Raw genomic sequence first — 16,678 nt, 5'->3', positions numbered from 1 at the left:
AAAACGACTCCTAAAATTTATTTAGGACACATGTGATTTTTCATTAATAAAGCTGTTATGTTATTTAATTTATTGTGCATGGCACTCAAAGCGTCATGATTTCGCATGCCTCCAGCGCTACGAAAGCAGACCAGCTGTTATTTCCGGCCAAAAAAAAGGAACCTATGTTGATATAGATTCCTTTTTTATTCTGTTATTCAGCTACTCAATTAATCCCGATGTCTTCCGCCATGACCGTTACCTCGCCCGTGTCCATATCCCTGATCATTGCCACGCCCGTGACCACCTTCGCGACCTCGTCCATAACCGCGGTCGTTTCCTCTATCGTATCCCCGACGCTCACCCCATGAATGTTCGCGGCTTACCCGACGCTCGCTTGCAAATGAATATCCACCACCATGGTGACTGTCTCGAATGGCGACCTGCCTTCCCCGATAACCGCCATAACGGCTTCTGTAGCGATCGTGATGATGCCAAGGTGTGCGATCGTTGATTACTACTTTATGCACCCGATAAAAATCGTAATGTCTATATCGTCTCGGTAAACTTGCTCTTCTTATCCAGCCGCCGTTATCATAATAAACGTAACATCTCGCGGGTACATCGTAATACATATTGTATTCTGGCATATAATAATAACGCGCGTAATCATAACCCGCTGGTCCCCAGCTCGGCTGACTTCAAATATTGACACTGATACTCACTTGCGCCTGTGCAGCTCCCGCCGTAAAAAGGCCTGCAATGATCGCCGCCGCATAAAACAATTTTTTCATAAGTAGCTCCTCCCTTAGTTTGTAATTTCTTCTTTACAATACGACAACAAACAGTATGCAAAAGATTAATGTTCAAATGTTAATTTTTGTTAACACAACAATAAAAGCCTCATTTTGAACAGGTTGAAAATAATATAATTAACAACAAACCCCAAACCTTTTTGAAGGATCCGTTGTTCAGATTGATAGGACTTTAATGAATAATTACCATGAGTATATATAACGTAGGCATATTTGTCGGCAGCTTGAGAAAGGAATCTTTCAATAAAAAGATCGCACAGTTTATCCTCGACCAGGAGGAATCGAAATTTAGCTATCGCATGATTGATATCGGCGATCTCCCCTTATATAATCAGGATTTTGACGATGCAGGTAATCCACCGGCTAGCTATACCCGTTTCCGTCAAGAGGTCGCGTCCTTGGATGCTGTGCTTTTTGTTACCGCAGAGTATAACCGTTCGATTCCGGCGGTATTAAAGAATGCGATTGACGTGGGTTCGAGACCCTATGGAAAAAATAAATGGGATGGTAAACCTGGCGCAATAATTTCCTCATCAACGGGAGTTTATGGGGGCTTTGGGGCCAACCATCATTTGCGTCAATCACTTGTCTTCGTCAATATCCCAACGATGCAGCAACCTGAAGCTTATCTGGGCGATATCAGCAGCTGTATCGGTCCAAGTGGAACAGTGGAATTAGCAAAAACCAAAGATTTTCTCCGCAGCTTTAAAACAGCATTTGAGCAATGGGCTGAGCGAATCATTCATACAAAAAGGCAGAATTAAGTTCTGCCCTTTTGTATGAATGATCAAATTAAACTAGTCTTGTTCATCACTGAGGTCATAGTTCCAATGCTGTAATTTTTCCTGTAAGATCCGCGATATCTTATTGAAATAGCGCTTTTGCTTATAGCCCATTACCCATTGTACCCCCTGTACAGCATTGGTACAGAAAATCTCATCTGCCCGTTTCATGATTTCGGGGCTTATCTGTGCTTCCACCACTTCTATACCTTCATCCTGTGCCATGTCCATGACTACCCGACGCATCACCCCTTCAATACATCCTTCGGATAATGCTGGTGTATAAAGCACCTTTTCATAATAGACAAAGATATTTGAAATTAAGGATTCACATAGGTAACCTTCCTGATTTAGAATTAACACATCATCAAAAGCCATTTTCTTTTTATAGATGCCAGCTAACACATAAATCTGCGCATTTAAAGATTTAATCTTTGAAAGATCGCTATAAGGTTTTTTGAATTCATTGTACAGCCCTACAATCAAACCGACCTTCTTATCGCGAAGATTAGGTTCTATGCGCTGCACCTGCAAAACAAAACCAGGTTTATTACTCGTCGGACTATACAATCCGCCGCCAGATCTAAATACGATCAACCGGATACGAACCTGCTGTCCCAACATATTGTTTTTACGGATTAATTCTTCGGATCTCGAACGAATAAAAAATGCATCGAAAAGGTTTGCATCATCCAAATGAATCAACTCCATTCCTTTTTGTAAACGCTCGACATGAAAATTTAGAAAGCGGATATCACCATCCTTATACAACATCGTTTCGAACAGTCCGTCCCCATAACGAAAACCTCTATTCTCAATGCTAAATATTTCCTGATCTTCCGGCACTACATTGCCATTGAAATTGATATAGTTTGTTGGCATCTTAATTTTGTTCTAAATTTTAATCATGTTCTATAGCCATTGAATTTGCCGCATATCCGCGCCACTTTTCTAAAGCTAAACGAAAATCTTCCGGATATGGTACCTCAAAATACATATTTTCTTTTGTAGAAGGATGAATAAATCCCAATACTTGCGCATGAAGTGCTTGTCGCGGCAGCAATGAAAAACAGTTATCCACAAACTGCTTGTACTTTGAAAACACGGTACCTTTTAAAATCTTATCGCCGCCATACATGGCATCATTGAATAGCGGATGACCAATAGATTGCATATGCGTACGAATTTGATGTGTACGTCCCGTTTCTAATTGACATTCTATTAGGGTAACATAGCCCAGTCGCTCCAAAACTCGGTAATGTGTCACTGACCAACGCCCCTTGTCTTCACTATCATACATCGCCATGATACGTCTGTCTTTTAGATGACGTCCAATATAACCTGTGATTGTTCCGTCCTCTTTTAAATCTCCCCAAACTAATGCAATATATTTACGGGTAATGCTGTGATCGAAAAACTGCTTTGCCAAAAAGGCCATTGATTTTTCATTTTTAGCAATGACCAATAATCCGGAGGTGTCTTTATCGATTCGATGCACTAAACCCGGGCGATCGGAGTTTCCAGGTAGCTGTGGCAGCTGCTGTATATGATACGTTAATGCATTGACCAAGGTTCCTGTATAATTATTATATCCTGGATGCACGACCATTCCCGCCTCCTTATTCACGATCAACACATCGTCATCCTCGTATTTGATATCTAATGGAATGTTTTCAGGATAAACTTCGTTATCCCGTGGCGGATCAGGTAGCACTAATGTAATCACATCATCAGGTCTAACCTTATAGCTCGCCTTGATCTCCTTACCGTTAACCATGACAGAACCAGCTTCAATAGCATGCTGAATTTTGCTCCGCGTAGCATTTTCCACCCTGTTCATCAGATATTTATCAATGCGGAGTAATGCTTGCCCCTTATCCACCTCAATACGTAGATGCTCAAATAATTCCTGTTCTTCCTGATCTTGCGATCCAATTTGTTCTGTCATGCTACAAAAATAAACCAAATGAAACAATTTTCGTTAAATTTGTTTTCATTTAATGTTATGTTGCCGTTCAAAATCCATAGTCCCGAAACTGAATTGTGCCTTCCGGCCTGGGAGAAGAAGCATATTAAAGTAACGCTTAAGCGGGATGACCTCATACATCCGTTTATTTCGGGCAATAAGTGGCGAAAATTAAAATATAATCTGGAAGAAGCAGTGCAGCTAGGGAAAAGCCATCTGGTTACATTTGGCGGGGCATGGAGCAACCATCTTTTGGCTACTGCTTGCGCCGGCGCTACCTTCAAGTTTAAAACAACTGCTTTTGTTAGAGGTGAAGAAGGGGTTAACAACCCTGTTTTAACGATGTGTCGTCTTTTTGGGATGCAGCTTATTTACGTCGACCGCGAATCTTACCGAAATAAAGAAAATTTATACGAGCGTTATTTTGGTCAGGATCCGACGACATTCTATATACATGAAGGCGGTTACGGTATGCTCGGAGCGAAAGGTTGCGCCGAAATCGTTGACGAACTCCAACATGAATATCAGCATATTTTTACAGCCTGTGGTACAGGAACAACATTAGCGGGAATAGGCAATGCTGTCGAAAAACGAGATCTATTTACCCATGTACATGGCGTTCCTGTTTTAAAAAATGGTGGCTTTATTCAAACGGAAGTCGATCAACTTTACCCCAACATCCCCCCGCCTATTTTACACCTTGATTATCATTTTGGTGGTTATGCCAAATCCAACGCCGACTTGCTCGTCTTCGTTCAACATTTTATAGCATCCACAGGAATAATGATTGAACCTACTTATACCGGCAAATTGCTCTATGCCGTGGATGACCTGATCAAAAAGGACTACTTTACCCCCGCCGATCAGGTACTCGTAATACATACCGGCGGACTTACAGGCCTACTTGGCATGTACGAACGTTTTAATTTTCTTGATCTACATCAATAAATAAAGCAGAACACCCCACAGAGACATTTGATTGACATTTATTCAGCAATTATATTGTAAGTTTGACCCGATTTAAAAATAAATCAAATCGAAAACATGCGAAAACCATGATTTTCCAAAGGTAACAGCGAGGCCAGTATGGGGTATTTTTAACCCTATGCAGCACCTCATAAATTAATGATATAAAGATGAAAATATTAGCATTTGCAGGCACAAGCAACAAAAACTCAATCAACAAAACATTTGTCACAAGTACTTCAAAATACTACAAGGAAGCCGACGATACCATCGAATTGCTAGACTTAAACCATTTTGAAATGCCGATCTATTCTTACGACAAAGAAGTCGAGTTGGGCATTCCTCAATTAGCGCATGACTTTGCAGCTAAAATGGATGCCGCAGATTTCCTGTTGATTTCTTTGGCCGAACATAATGGATCCTATACCACAGCTTACAAAAATATCGTTGACTGGGTTTCACGGATTCCTAACCGTAAATTATTCAACGGCAAACCTGTTTTCTTATTGGCAACTGCCCCTGGTCCAATGGGAGGTGCCACAGTTTTGAACACTGCTGTCAATCGAATCACTTGGGACGGTGCCGATATATTAGATTCCTTTTCTCTTCCCGAATTCCACAAAAACTTTGAAGAAGGTAAAGGTATTATCGACCCGACTTTAAGAAGTCAATTAGAAGCTAAAGTACGTAAAACAAAACGTGCACTTGCCGAAAAATTATCCGTTCAGGGTTAACAAAAGATTAACAAATAATCATTGTAAAAACCTCTTTTAATATGTAAATTGAAAACCTATTAAAAGAGGTTTTTTGATATGGCAAAAAAAATATTACTACTTGTAGGAGACTTTGTAGAAGACTACGAAGCAATGGTTCCATTTCAAGCAATGGGTTCTATAGGGATAACGGTAGATGCAATTGCTCCAGACCGCAAAAGCGGGGATGTAGTTCCCACAGCAGTACATGATTTCACTGGTGATCAGACCTACAAAGAATTGCGCGGGCATAATTTCGCAATCAATAAAGATTTCGACCAGGTAAATGTTGAAGACTATGACGGTCTATATATTGCTGGCGGACGATCGGCAGAATATATTCGACTCAACAAACGTGTTTTGGAGATTACGAAACACTTCTTTGAGCACAACAAACCTGTGGCGGCAATATGTCATGGTATCCAGGTGTTAACAGCTGCAAAAGTACTCGCAGGTCGTACATTGACAGCCTATGTTGCTGTAGGTCCAGACATTGAATTAGCAGGCGGCACATGGAAAAATATTCCTGCAGATCAAGCGGTCGTAGACGGAAATTTGGTCACCTCTCCTGCTTGGCCAGGACATCAGGCAATTTTAAAAGAGTTTTATAAGTTATTAGGTATTACTATTACAATTTAAGTGTTTTTTAATGAAGAAGAATAAAAGGTTATGGCTTTTGGTCATACCGATTTTAGTGCTGCTGGGTTTTATTTTAAAAGATAGCTTCAATCAGAAAAGTATTGAAGATTTACCGGGAGGTTTTAAGGAAGTCGCTTTCGTCAGAAATGAACAAAATAAAGGCGGTATCATACGCATCTATGCCGTTACAGTAGGTGACCTGTTGAACGCAGATTATACAGGCTGTCTTGACTTGATGCCAGTTAATGATTACGGAAGTACAACAACCGTATATTTCTTCGATCGAAGTGCACCTTATCCAACAAGCTTATCAATTGACACACCCCATTTTGACACGACGAAATACAAAGCTATTCAAATTTCCAAAAAGTACGGAAAGAAGAAATAGACGAAATCAAACATAATGACATGTCCCTCAAAGTCTGCTAGACTTTGGGGGATTTTTTTTGCCATGCTATGCTCTACCTTGTAGCGGTTATTTCTAGGGAAGAAGAATGATGGCAAAAATGCACCTTAAAACGATGCTCGAAATACATGAACAAAAAATAACTTAATAATTCTTTAACACAAAAAAGTTCGATTATCCCCTGCAGAGCTATAGTTTTGCTTTTTAAATTTACGTATATTTAGCTATGGCGAAAAAATTTATTCCTAGAGACGTTAGTTGGTTGAGCTTTAATGGCAGAGTACTTCAGGAAGCTGCGGATGAGACTGTCCCTTTACCCTTAAGAATCAAATTTTTAGGTATATTTTCCAATAACCTCGATGAATTTTTCCGCGTGCGTGTTGCAGGTCTAAAACGGGCTATAGACCTCAAAGATAAAAGTGCCAATCAATCCTTCTATGAAGATCCTCAGCTTATCCTAGAAGAGCTCAATATCCGGGTCATCAAGCAGCAAAAGAAATTTGACAGTACCTGGAATCGTATCCAAAAAGATATGGCCAAACAAAATGTCTATATTAAGACCAGTGAGGAACTCAACCCCGAACAACAGAAGTTTGTGAGTGACTATTATCAGGATGACGTAGAATCGAACGTCATTCCGCTGATATTGGACGATGTGCGGCCTATGCCTTATATTCGGGATAAGAGCCTTTATTTGGGCATTGCTATGGGAAAACAGGAATGGCAGTACGAAACCAAATTTGCACTCATCGAAATCCCGACCAGTCAAAATGGACGCTTCGTCCAGTTGCCATCGCCAAAAGATGAAAAACACATCATACTTTTGGAGGATGTTATCAAGTTTAATCTTCCTCTGATATTCTCCTATTTCGGTTTTGATGTATTCAATGCACATGTATTTAAAGTCACAAAAGACGCCGAATTTGACATTGACAATGACATCAACACGACGCTGGTCGAAAAGATAAGCAAAGGGGTAAAAAACAGAAGAAAAGGTAAACCTACCCGATTTATTTTTGATCAAGAGATGGACCATAAATTGGTAGAATTCCTGATCAAGAAACTTAACCTTTCAAAAAAAGACAGCATCATTCCAGGACAAAAAATACACAACTTCAAACACTTCATGGATTTTCCCAATGTGTTTAAATCCTATAATCAGCCCTTGGAACGGACGTCCTTTCCACACCCCTATTTCAAGAACTACGAACGTGTAACGGATACTGTATTGAAAAAAGATGTGCTGCTCTCCTTCCCCTATCATGAGTTTAGACCGATCATTGATCTACTTCGTGAAGCAGCGATGGATCCAGATGTGAAAACCATCCAGATTACGGCATACCGCTTAGCCTCGAATTCAAAAATTGCAAATGCCCTGATTAACGCGGCCCGCAATGGAAAGGAAGTCACCGTGATGCTTGAACTTCGGGCAAGATTTGATGAAGAAAACAATTTGGACTGGAAAGAGAAACTTGAACTGGAAGGCATCAAGGTATTGACCGGTATCCCAAATAAAAAGGTCCATGCAAAACTATGCGTCATCAAAAAACGTATTGGAATGAAAACGATCCAGTATGGTTTTGTCAGCACAGGAAATATCAACGAAAAAACGGCTAAATTATACGGAGATTACTGCCTGTTAACGAGTAATAGGGATGTTATTGCCGATATAAATAAGGTTTTCAATTACCTGAGACGTCCTAAGTCAAATCCGGCTGAAATTATCAAAAATTGCAAAAGTCTGTTGATATGCCCAACGGATATGCGCAGGGAACTTCTACACTACATCGATCAGGAGATTACCGAAGCCAAGGCTGGTCGAAAAGCATATATTATTGTCAAGGTAAACTCACTGAGCGATAAAGAAATGATTAAAAAGCTCTATGATGCCGCAACAGCTGGTGTCAAAATAGACCTTATCATCCGGGGAATCTACTGTGCAACAAATCAAAAAACCTTTAAATTGCAAATGAATGCCATTTCAATCGTCGATGAGTATTTGGAACATGCACGTGTGATGTATTTCTACAACGCTGGCCGAGAGCAGCTATTTATTTCCTCGGCAGATTGGATGACAAGAAACTTGGATCATCGCATCGAAGCAGCGGTCAAAATAACAAGTAAAAAAATCAAGGAAGATTTAAAAGAAATGCTTCAGATCCAGCTCAATGATAATGTCAAGGCCCGTATACTCAACAATTCACTGAGCAATCATTACGTTGAGAATAAAAAGGCGCCATGCCGTTCGCAGATTGAAATATACAATTATCTGAGAAAAAAATTAGCGGATCATTAGTGGGCTGTTGATCAATACGAGCACAAATTGGTCAATAAGCTGAATTCAAGATCATTCTTGTCATTACGAACGAGAATAACGTTTTATATTATATTAATTAAGACACAAGTTGTATCTTCATTCCATGAAATTTAACTTGTGTCTTATATTTGCCTTAAGCCTTTCCACGCTTTCTCTCAGTGCGCAGGAAAAGACCATGCCTTCAGATTTTGTATACGTCAAGGACATTATTCCAACAATAAGTTTAGAAATGCGTTATTTTGGTAGCCACAACTTCACCGGAAGGCCAATTCAAGGTTATGAAAAACCAGTCGCTATTTTAACGAAGCGCGCAGCGCTAGCACTGCAGCAGGTCGAGAACCATTTAAATAAAAAAGGTCTTGGCCTGAAAATATTCGATGCCTACCGTCCGCAACGTGCTGTTGACAACTTTAAAACATGGTCCTTAAACACCAATGATACTATCGCAAAAAGGGAATTCTACCCGCTTATCAATAAGAAGAACTTGTTCAATCTAGGCTTTATTGCCTCCAAATCAGGCCACAGCCGTGGCAGTACAGTCGATCTAACGCTCATTAGCCTAAAAGATCATAAGGAGATTGATATGGGTGGACCTTTTGATTTTTTCGGCGCAGTCTCCCATCATCACTATGCGCATCTGACCGCCCAACAGAAAGAAAACCGGAAGATTTTAAAAGAAGCGATGGCTAAATTTGGCTTCAAAGCTTATGATAAGGAATGGTGGCATTACACTTTGCAAGATGAACCCTATCGTAAAACTTATTTTGATTTTATCGTAAAATAAACATGTCTGTAAAGGAAACTCCCATCAAAAACAAGGGTTTTTATGTCTTTCATTTTAAGGGCAACAAATCGAAACCTGTCTTTAGTTCCGAGCAGCAGCAGATTTTAACAAAAGGTGATCTCTATTCGCTCTGTTTAATAAAAAAAGGTGAGACTTCCTTCATGATTAATAATGAACGGGTACAGGTTGCTCAAAATCACCTATTGTTAACCAATCCATCCTCCCGAGTGAATGGCTCCTCAGTCGTCAAATCTTGGGACTGTGAGGTATATTTGATTTTCTTTACGCTGGATTTTAGCTTCAAACTGGATTTTCAAGAAGATTTCTTTGAGGTCACCAAAAAGTCGCTTGCCTTAAATGACAGTTACATCTGGTCGCTATCGAACCAAGATTCGATCAACTTATCTAACTTATTTAAACAGTTTATTCATTACGACCGACAAGACTCTAGCTACCTTTTCAAACATCAGATTATTAAGTCATTAACAGAAATATTATTTTGTGAAATAGCTCGTCTAGGAAGCCAAAATATGCGAAATACACCCGCTATTCCCTCCCGGAAAAGAGAGATTCTGGCCAATTTTCATTTGCTACTAAAAAAGTCGTTTCATAAAGAACACATGGTGCAATTTTATGCGATGGAACTTGGCATCACAGCGAAACACCTATCGGTGATTACCAAGGAACTAACTGGAAAATCAGCAATAGAACTTATTCAGAACGTTTTAGTGGAGGAAGCAAAATCATTACTTTGCCAGGGGCTTCCTATCGGAGAAATTGCAGTGAAATTACATTTCTCGGATCAATCTTTTTTGGTAAATTCTTTAAGCGAAATGTTGGAATCTCGCCTAAAGAATTTCGTCAGAATCTCTACTTAAACAAAGTCGATTAAATCGAAGATGCTTGTAAATTGCTGGTCTGCAGCTCCAGTATCCTGCAATTTATCCTCGCCCCAAGTCTGCCCTTTCAACCATAAGGTTTGGCAGCCAACCGCTTTGGCAGGTACCATATCTTTACTATAGGAATCACCTACCACCAATACCTCTTGTGCAGGAAGTCCTATTTTAGTTACACCTAAGGCATAAATGGCAGTATCAGGTTTGCGCACACCGACGACAGCCGACTCCACAACTTCCTGAAAATAAGATAGAATCCCAAAATCATCAAGGACCGATTTTAAATTACCATAAAAATTGGAAACCATGACAATCGGATATTTTTCATGGAGTGAATTTAACAGTGGTTTTACCTCTTCAACCGTATTCTTCGCCAATGAATAACCGTCAAAGGCTATTCTATGCGCTAATGATCGGTCTAAGTCGTACCCTGCAGCAATAAGATAATCAAATTGCACATTGAGCTTTGCTTCAAGCACTTCCAAAAAATTAAACTGCGGTTTAATAATAGGTTGTAAAGCCATCTGACGTTCCGCGTAGGTATAGGCCTCCTGAAAAGCGTTCAAATTTACGGGAACCTGATATTTTTCATAACCCGACCAGATAACAGCTCCCCAGTGGCCGCCATTGGTGTCTAAGGTTCCACCATAATCAAAAATAATTCCTTTAATATTAAACTTATCCATGTTATTTCTTTTTTACTAAACTCATCCACCCCAAACCGATCATAATCCACACAATTTCCCTAATTCGTGTCACAACACCCATAAAAATACCGACTTTCGCAGGCAATCCTATACTCATTACGGCCATTGCCAATCCACCTTCCCGGGTTCCCAACTGCATTGGAAAGAAAAAAACAAGATTGGCAAATAGGGAAGATCCTGAGCTAATGATCATAGCATCAATAAAATCAATATTGATATCTAAAGCCAAACCAATAAAATAAATCTCAAAACAGCCTACAACGCGTGCTACAAATTCCCAAAAAAGCGCCGTATAGAAACGATCACGACGATTTTGAAAGAGGTTTTTCACCTGTTGATCGACGTCATTCAAAGTTTCATATTTCGTATCCAGTACATCACCCACTTTCTTGCCTACCAAAGGCAGTTTAGACAAGGCTTTCAATAGTGAAACGGTAATTCCCTTCTTATAAAATTTGTAAATAGCCAAGTACAGATGATAGCCATTACAAAAATCGCAGCACAGGCCACATTGACCATCGTGCTAGCAGGCACAAACCAAAGAATTAGAAAAACAGAAGCGACCCAAAATAAAATATGCGATAGAATGTGCATGACACCGTATAACAGCACAGATGAACCTGCCTTCGAACCACCGACATAGTTTTTAAGCTCCATAATACGATAAGGCTCCCCTCCTAACGCAACAAATGGTGTTATATAATTGATGGCATACCCCGATATTGTCAATTGTAAGACCTTCCAAAAAGGGACGTTTGTCTGTGGCAATTCCGGTTCCTGAATAATTGCCTTAAATGCCATAGCATTCATCCAGTAGAGTACTGCCCAGCTACCAAGTACAGGCAGAAACCACCAGCCAATATTTTCAAGGTTGTTCCAAATCTCATCAATTCCCATTGCATGAATCATATAGGCCAGTGTACCTATACCGATCAGCATAAAGAGCACTTTATAGATTTTGCTACCCATAGGTTGGATCATTTGTTAATTTATCAACAAAATAGCCACTTACCTTTTCTTGTCGGTTACACATATAGATCAATATCGGATTTAGGACAAACATGTCAAAGAAAAAGTAAATCCAAGGTTGGCCGATAAACAACCAAACAAATAGGAAAATCACCCTTGTATTGAACTGTACAATATTTGTATACTTCATCAATGGTTTATTTTGAGTTCTAAAGTCGACCATTAATTGTTTTGGCAATTCGTCTTTATAGCGACTTTTCACTAGGCGCAGTAGCTTTTGCAGTTTTGGCGAAAGCTTTTCCTGGTTTCGTGTATAGCCCATATAGCCATTTAACACAAATTTGCTGAAAAAATTCTTGCTCCAGGCCAAGGCATCGTAGTCAACTTTCAAATCACGTGTATTGTCCAGCTCACTTCCAGCTTTACCTTTTATAAAATACAAATGCACGTTACGATAATAATCAGCCATTGCTGACTGAAGCATATGCGATACACCTGCAAGCACACAAAATACCCATAGCCATTGTGGCCACCCCTCGTTAATACTGCGTAAACAGATCGCAATATGAATAGAAGCAAACCAAAAATCGCCAGCAAAACCATCCAAGATACGACCAAAGCGACTTTTATTGTCCGTCATTCTGGCCAGCTGTCCATCGGCACTATCTAGAGAATTGGCAAAAACCAATAAAAGCATGCCGATCACATTAATCCATAACGCCGGGTAATAGAATAAAATACCCGCCGCAACGCCAAAGAAAATACTAATAATGGTTACAGCGTTGGGTGTAATACCAATTTTTGCACAGACTTGCGCAATGCGATAACCTATAGGTCGATAAAACCAAATATCAATTCGTTCCTCAGTATCATTAGATTTTAAAGATTGTTCGAATGCACTCAAATTATCTTCTTCGATTACATTAACTTGTTCTTTCTGCATTGTGGTTCTTTTCAGTAAATTTATGGTAAACCATTTGAGCAATGGCCTCTGCAGCCTCTGCCCGACAAGGCGCAAAACTTGGCCAGTCATTTAAGTCAATAATATGGAAGTCTCCATTTGCATCAATAATCACGTCGCCGCCGTAGATATGTACATCCAGGACTTCTGCCGCACGATTAGCGACTTCTTTTAGCTTGTCGAGATCAAAAGGAAAGTGTACGACCTCATCATTAATTTGTTCATACAAATCATATTTGTGATGATTGTGTTCATAGGGGTAAAAATAAAAAAAGAAATCCGTTCCCCGCACCGCATAAAATTTTAGTAGGTCTCCGGCAAGATGTTCAGAAATCACCGCCTCTTTAATCCCGCGGAGCGCATATTCATTCAAGATATGTTGCGCTTCTTTCAGACTAGCGGCAAAAGTAACATCTTCTTTATGAATGGCGTGAAAGTCGCCACGTTTGATCCACACACCCTTTTCTTTCAGTTTCTCAAAAATAGATTGAATATCGGCAACCGTAGAGATCACGATACTTTTCGGATAAGGAACTCCACCTTCCAAAAGCTTAAGGGTCATATTTTTCCGAAAGCAATTTTCAATTCCAAATCCAGAATTCAAAACATTGACCCCATTATTTTGAAGAGATTGCAACTTTTTCACTAAAGTCTTTGTTCTCCCCATAGTCAGAATATTATCCTGCTTCACGGATGCTGAAGACAAAAATTCATCCTCGTTACAAAGCTCTACCGAGGCACCTTTTTCAGTCAGTTTTAAAACTACTTCATTGAATATGGCGGCATCATTCCCCACATGGTTGGGTGAAAAGCGATTTTTTCGAGTTACGCCTAAAATAGAAATCATATCGCTCATTTTACTAACTAACCTCCTCACTCAAAAATTGTTCTGCGACAACACGATCTTTTAAATGATCAATATCGACCACCTTTTCAAATACAAATGCTTCTACTTGTAAATCGTTTTCCAATAGAGCACGCTGAAAATTACGCATTCTGGAATTGCCTGCTTCGACGGAGCTTAACGCACAGTCCATCGCCGCCTGACGAAAGCAGTAAATTCCCCCAGAAACGTACTTCGTTTTGGCGGTTGCCGTATCCAAAAAAGCTTCCACCCGAAGCTGCGAATTGGTGTTCACATAGAGCGGACTCTCATCGTCAACAAAAGGAGTTACAGCCATAAAAGCATCGGCCTGTTGATGTTGCTGAAATGCTTCTAAATAGGCATGAAATTCATGTGGCCTAAAAACCGTATCTGTTGTGGTCAGACAACAGGACGACCAATCGGGGTTGTTTTTGACAAGCAATGCAAAACTATGCAATGAACTTGCAGTATCTTCCTCTATAAGCACGATAGGTAATTCAAACGTCGTTTTTTCCAAAAACAATTTCAGCTCCGGAGATTGTTTATTGATAATAACATGAACTCTTTGCGCTCCTTCTTTAACAAACACGCGAATCAATCGTTCAATTAATGGAACTCCATGTAATGGTAGCAAGGGTTTCGGTAAATTGAACCCCTCTTTTCGCAATCGAGAACCTTCTCCCGCCGCTATAATTGCAAATTCCATTTCTTCTAATTGCAAAATAAAATCATTTATAAAAAAGCAAAACCCCCGTCACTATCTCAGCGTTCGTAAGCGCAAAAGTCTACAGAGGGTTATATCACAAATCTTCAATACCGTAAAGATGTTGAAGAAAAAGGGGAAAAACTGTTTTTAGACAATTGTTTCCCCGCTCTTATTAAGTTAGCTTATTGAATACTATCGACTAGCTCCTGGTAATAATCCAGTCCTAAATGTGTGATTAAATCTTCACCCATAATGTGACGCAATGTATTTTGCAATTTCATCAATTGTTTGAAGATATCGTGTTCAGGAGGCAATCCTGGAGCTGTTTGAGGCGACTTCAAGTAGAATGACAACCACTCTTGAATACCCGACATGCCTGCACGTTGCGCCAAGTCAATAAACAAAGCCAAATCCAAGGCAACCGGTGCTGCTAAAATTGAATCGCGGCATAAGAAATTGATTTTAATCTGCATTTTGTAGCCCAACCAACCGAAAATATCGATGTTGTCCCAAGATTCTTTATTATCACCGTGTGGAGGATAATAGTTGATACGTACTTTATGGTAAAGGTCACCGTATAACTCAGGGTTCTTTTTCGCATCTAGAATTTCTTCCAATACCGATAATTTAGACACTTCTTTTGTTTTGAAATTTTCAGGATCATCCAATACTAATCCGTCACGGTTACCTAAGATATTCGTCGAAAACCAACCTTCAACACCCAAAGCTCTCGCTTGAAGACCAGGTGCCACAATTGTTTTCATCAATGTTTGACCTGTTTTAAAATCTTTACCTGCAATTGCTACACCATTTTCATGCGCCAACTCAACAATCGCTGGAACGTCACATGTTAAATTTGGTGCACCATTGACATACGGAGCGCCCTCTTTCAATGCCGCATAACAATAGATCATACTCGGTGGAATACGTTGATCATCATTATCTAACGCTTCCTCTAATTTAGCTAAGGTTGAAAAAGCTTCGTTTGTCTCAATATAACGCTCTGTAGATCCACACCATACCAAGACAATACGGTCTAATCCGTTTTTCTCTTTGAATTCACGAATATCACGTTGTACAGCATCTGCCAATTCACGGCGAGTTTTTTCAGATTTGATGTGCGTTCCGTCCAAATTTTTCACAAAATTACGGTCAAACACAGCTTTCATCGGTTGGATAGCCTCCAATTCAGCCTTAACAGCATCCAATTGACCTTGCTCCAATACCTGTGCTTTTGATGCAGCCACATATACGTTATCTTCGTATACGTCCCAGCCACCAAAAACAACATCTTCCAGTTTTGCTAAAGGGACGAAATCTTTAATTAATGGATTTCTGTTCTCAGTGCGTTTACCCAGACGGATTCTGCTCAATTGAGAAACAGATCCGATTGGTTTTGAAAAACCTTTGTTTATAGATGCCACACCAGCGATTAATGTTGTAGCCACAGCACCTAATCCCGGAATAAGAATACCCAATTTTCCATTGGCATCTTTCACTTGTTGTCCCATATTAATTCTATATACTTAAATTGTTATTTAATTGATGTATTATGATAAAATAATTCTTAAAATTAGCTTAAAAAAACATATTTCATACCACTCCCCACTTAATTTATAAAATCGTGACAAATAGCGATACGAAGCCTATTCGAAACCTTAAGAAATAATCCGAAAATGAATTATTATTTAGTATTCTACTAGTCCATCTAACTGGAATTTAACGTTTTTAGCTAAAGTTGTTAACCCAAAAAACAATTGTCCTTAATTTTACTCAATATATCAAGATTCGAAAACTAATCCAAATTCAATCCAAAAAAAGTTTTTCTTTCTTAAAAATTGGTCAATTTTTCTTTTTCTATTTCCCATAAATATGACAATAAAATTGGAAAATGGTTTTAGTAGCACTAACTTTAGCCTAAAATCTAAATACAGGCAATGAGTCTATCGTTCAATTTATAAACCAACAGCATTTGACCTGCGCATTGTTATTGGATAAATGGTCTGCCAATCGGTAGCGCGATGACAAATTTAACGGTATCCCCTATAGCCTAAGGTGCATAAGAGTATCCATAACATTGCAACGAACGAAACCAAGTGTAAAGTAGAGTTTTACACCAAAGAATGTACTGAACAAATAATTATCTGAATGAAAAATACAATTTCGTG

General features: G+C 39.4%; 16 protein-coding genes and 1 pseudogene. 8 read left to right on the top strand and 9 right to left on the bottom strand.

Translation table 11 applies throughout. From position 1 onward, the window contains the following. Positions 1-209: 209 nt before the first annotated feature. Positions 210-629 carry a hypothetical protein gene (locus tag DTA23_RS08600; RefSeq protein WP_174890602.1) on the bottom strand — a complete coding sequence of 140 codons (420 nt, stop codon included), beginning with the start codon at positions 627-629 and terminating at the stop codon, positions 210-212. Positions 630-982: 353 nt separating this feature from the next. Here DTA23_RS08600 and DTA23_RS08595 point away from each other — a divergent pair, with 353 nt between their 5' ends. After that, entirely contained in the window at positions 983-1,558 is a 576-nt protein-coding gene (locus tag DTA23_RS08595) for an NADPH-dependent FMN reductase (RefSeq protein ID WP_112374443.1), read from the top strand. Positions 1,559-1,591: 33 nt separating this feature from the next. Here the strand turns inward: DTA23_RS08595 and DTA23_RS08590 are convergent, their stop codons facing one another. Both DTA23_RS08590 and DTA23_RS08585 read right to left on the bottom strand, forming a co-directional pair. Continuing rightward, the gene (locus DTA23_RS08590) at positions 1,592-2,458 is read right to left on the bottom strand and encodes an aminotransferase class IV (protein ID WP_046675801.1); all 867 of its coding nucleotides are present in this window, start codon (positions 2,456-2,458) and stop codon (positions 1,592-1,594) included. Positions 2,459-2,477: 19 nt separating this feature from the next. Further along, a complete protein-coding gene (locus DTA23_RS08585; protein WP_046675800.1) occupies positions 2,478-3,524 on the bottom strand; it encodes an RluA family pseudouridine synthase in 1,047 nt (348 codons plus the stop codon). An 18-nt stretch (positions 3,525-3,542) separates the two neighbouring features. On the opposite strand from DTA23_RS08585, the gene DTA23_RS08580 reads away from it, so the two are divergent. The 7 genes from DTA23_RS08580 to DTA23_RS08550 all read left to right on the top strand — a co-directional run bounded on the left by DTA23_RS08580 (position 3,543) and on the right by DTA23_RS08550 (position 10,284). Then, positions 3,543-4,490 (top strand): 1-aminocyclopropane-1-carboxylate deaminase/D-cysteine desulfhydrase, encoded by a 948-nt coding sequence (locus DTA23_RS08580; RefSeq protein ID WP_239468705.1) that lies wholly within the window; start codon positions 3,543-3,545, stop codon positions 4,488-4,490. 188 nt (positions 4,491-4,678) lie between these two features. Beyond that, positions 4,679-5,242 carry an NADPH-dependent FMN reductase gene (locus tag DTA23_RS08575; RefSeq protein ID WP_046675799.1) on the top strand — a complete coding sequence of 188 codons (564 nt, stop codon included), beginning with the start codon at positions 4,679-4,681 and terminating at the stop codon, positions 5,240-5,242. 78 nt (positions 5,243-5,320) lie between these two features. Next, positions 5,321-5,899, top strand: coding sequence for a DJ-1/PfpI family protein (locus DTA23_RS08570; protein ID WP_070569652.1), 579 nt, complete (start codon positions 5,321-5,323; stop codon positions 5,897-5,899). A gap of 10 nt (positions 5,900-5,909) precedes the next feature. After that, positions 5,910-6,287, top strand: coding sequence for a hypothetical protein (locus tag DTA23_RS08565; RefSeq protein WP_046675797.1), 378 nt, complete (start codon positions 5,910-5,912; stop codon positions 6,285-6,287). Positions 6,288-6,531: 244 nt separating this feature from the next. Next, positions 6,532-8,601 carry a polyphosphate kinase 1 gene (gene ppk1 / locus DTA23_RS08560; protein ID WP_046675796.1) on the top strand — a complete coding sequence of 690 codons (2,070 nt, stop codon included), beginning with the start codon at positions 6,532-6,534 and terminating at the stop codon, positions 8,599-8,601. A 124-nt stretch (positions 8,602-8,725) separates the two neighbouring features. Beyond that, positions 8,726-9,406, top strand: coding sequence for a M15 family metallopeptidase (locus tag DTA23_RS08555; protein WP_201639405.1), 681 nt, complete (start codon positions 8,726-8,728; stop codon positions 9,404-9,406). A 2-nt stretch (positions 9,407-9,408) separates the two neighbouring features. Next, positions 9,409-10,284: a helix-turn-helix domain-containing protein gene (locus DTA23_RS08550; protein ID WP_112374442.1), complete on the top strand. Its 876-nt coding sequence runs from the start codon at positions 9,409-9,411 to the stop codon at positions 10,282-10,284. On the opposite strand, the gene DTA23_RS08545 is transcribed toward DTA23_RS08550, so the two are convergent. From DTA23_RS08545 to DTA23_RS08515, 6 genes and pseudogenes are all read right to left on the bottom strand, one after another. Further along, complete coding sequence (locus DTA23_RS08545; RefSeq protein WP_112374441.1) at positions 10,281-10,988, bottom strand: HAD family hydrolase; 708 nt, start codon at positions 10,986-10,988, stop codon at positions 10,281-10,283. The two genes, DTA23_RS08550 and DTA23_RS08545, sit on opposite strands and share 4 nt — an antisense overlap. 1 nt (position 10,989) lies before the next feature. Then, positions 10,990-11,906 (bottom strand): annotated as a pseudogene (locus tag DTA23_RS31045) (lysylphosphatidylglycerol synthase transmembrane domain-containing protein). 64 nt (positions 11,907-11,970) lie between these two features. Then, complete coding sequence (locus DTA23_RS08530; RefSeq protein WP_112374438.1) at positions 11,971-12,921, bottom strand: CDP-alcohol phosphatidyltransferase family protein; 951 nt, start codon at positions 12,919-12,921, stop codon at positions 11,971-11,973. After that, positions 12,902-13,786 (bottom strand): ATP-grasp domain-containing protein, encoded by an 885-nt coding sequence (locus tag DTA23_RS08525; protein ID WP_239468706.1) that lies wholly within the window; start codon positions 13,784-13,786, stop codon positions 12,902-12,904. The genes DTA23_RS08530 and DTA23_RS08525 overlap by 20 nt, the downstream gene beginning before the upstream one ends. A 13-nt stretch (positions 13,787-13,799) precedes the next feature. Further along, on the bottom strand, positions 13,800-14,525 hold the full coding sequence (locus DTA23_RS08520) for a nucleotidyltransferase family protein (RefSeq protein WP_239468707.1): 726 nt from the start codon (positions 14,523-14,525) through the stop codon (positions 13,800-13,802). A 167-nt stretch (positions 14,526-14,692) separates the two neighbouring features. After that, entirely contained in the window at positions 14,693-16,021 is a 1,329-nt protein-coding gene (locus DTA23_RS08515; protein WP_112374435.1) for an inositol-3-phosphate synthase, read from the bottom strand. Between the last annotated feature and the right edge of the window lie 657 nt (positions 16,022-16,678).

It is taken from the genome of Sphingobacterium multivorum (assembly GCF_900457465.1).
Lineage (GTDB): Bacteria > Bacteroidota > Bacteroidia > Sphingobacteriales > Sphingobacteriaceae > Sphingobacterium > Sphingobacterium multivorum.
Note: the sequence above shows the minus strand (reverse complement) of the source record. Positions and strands in the feature narration are given on the sequence as shown.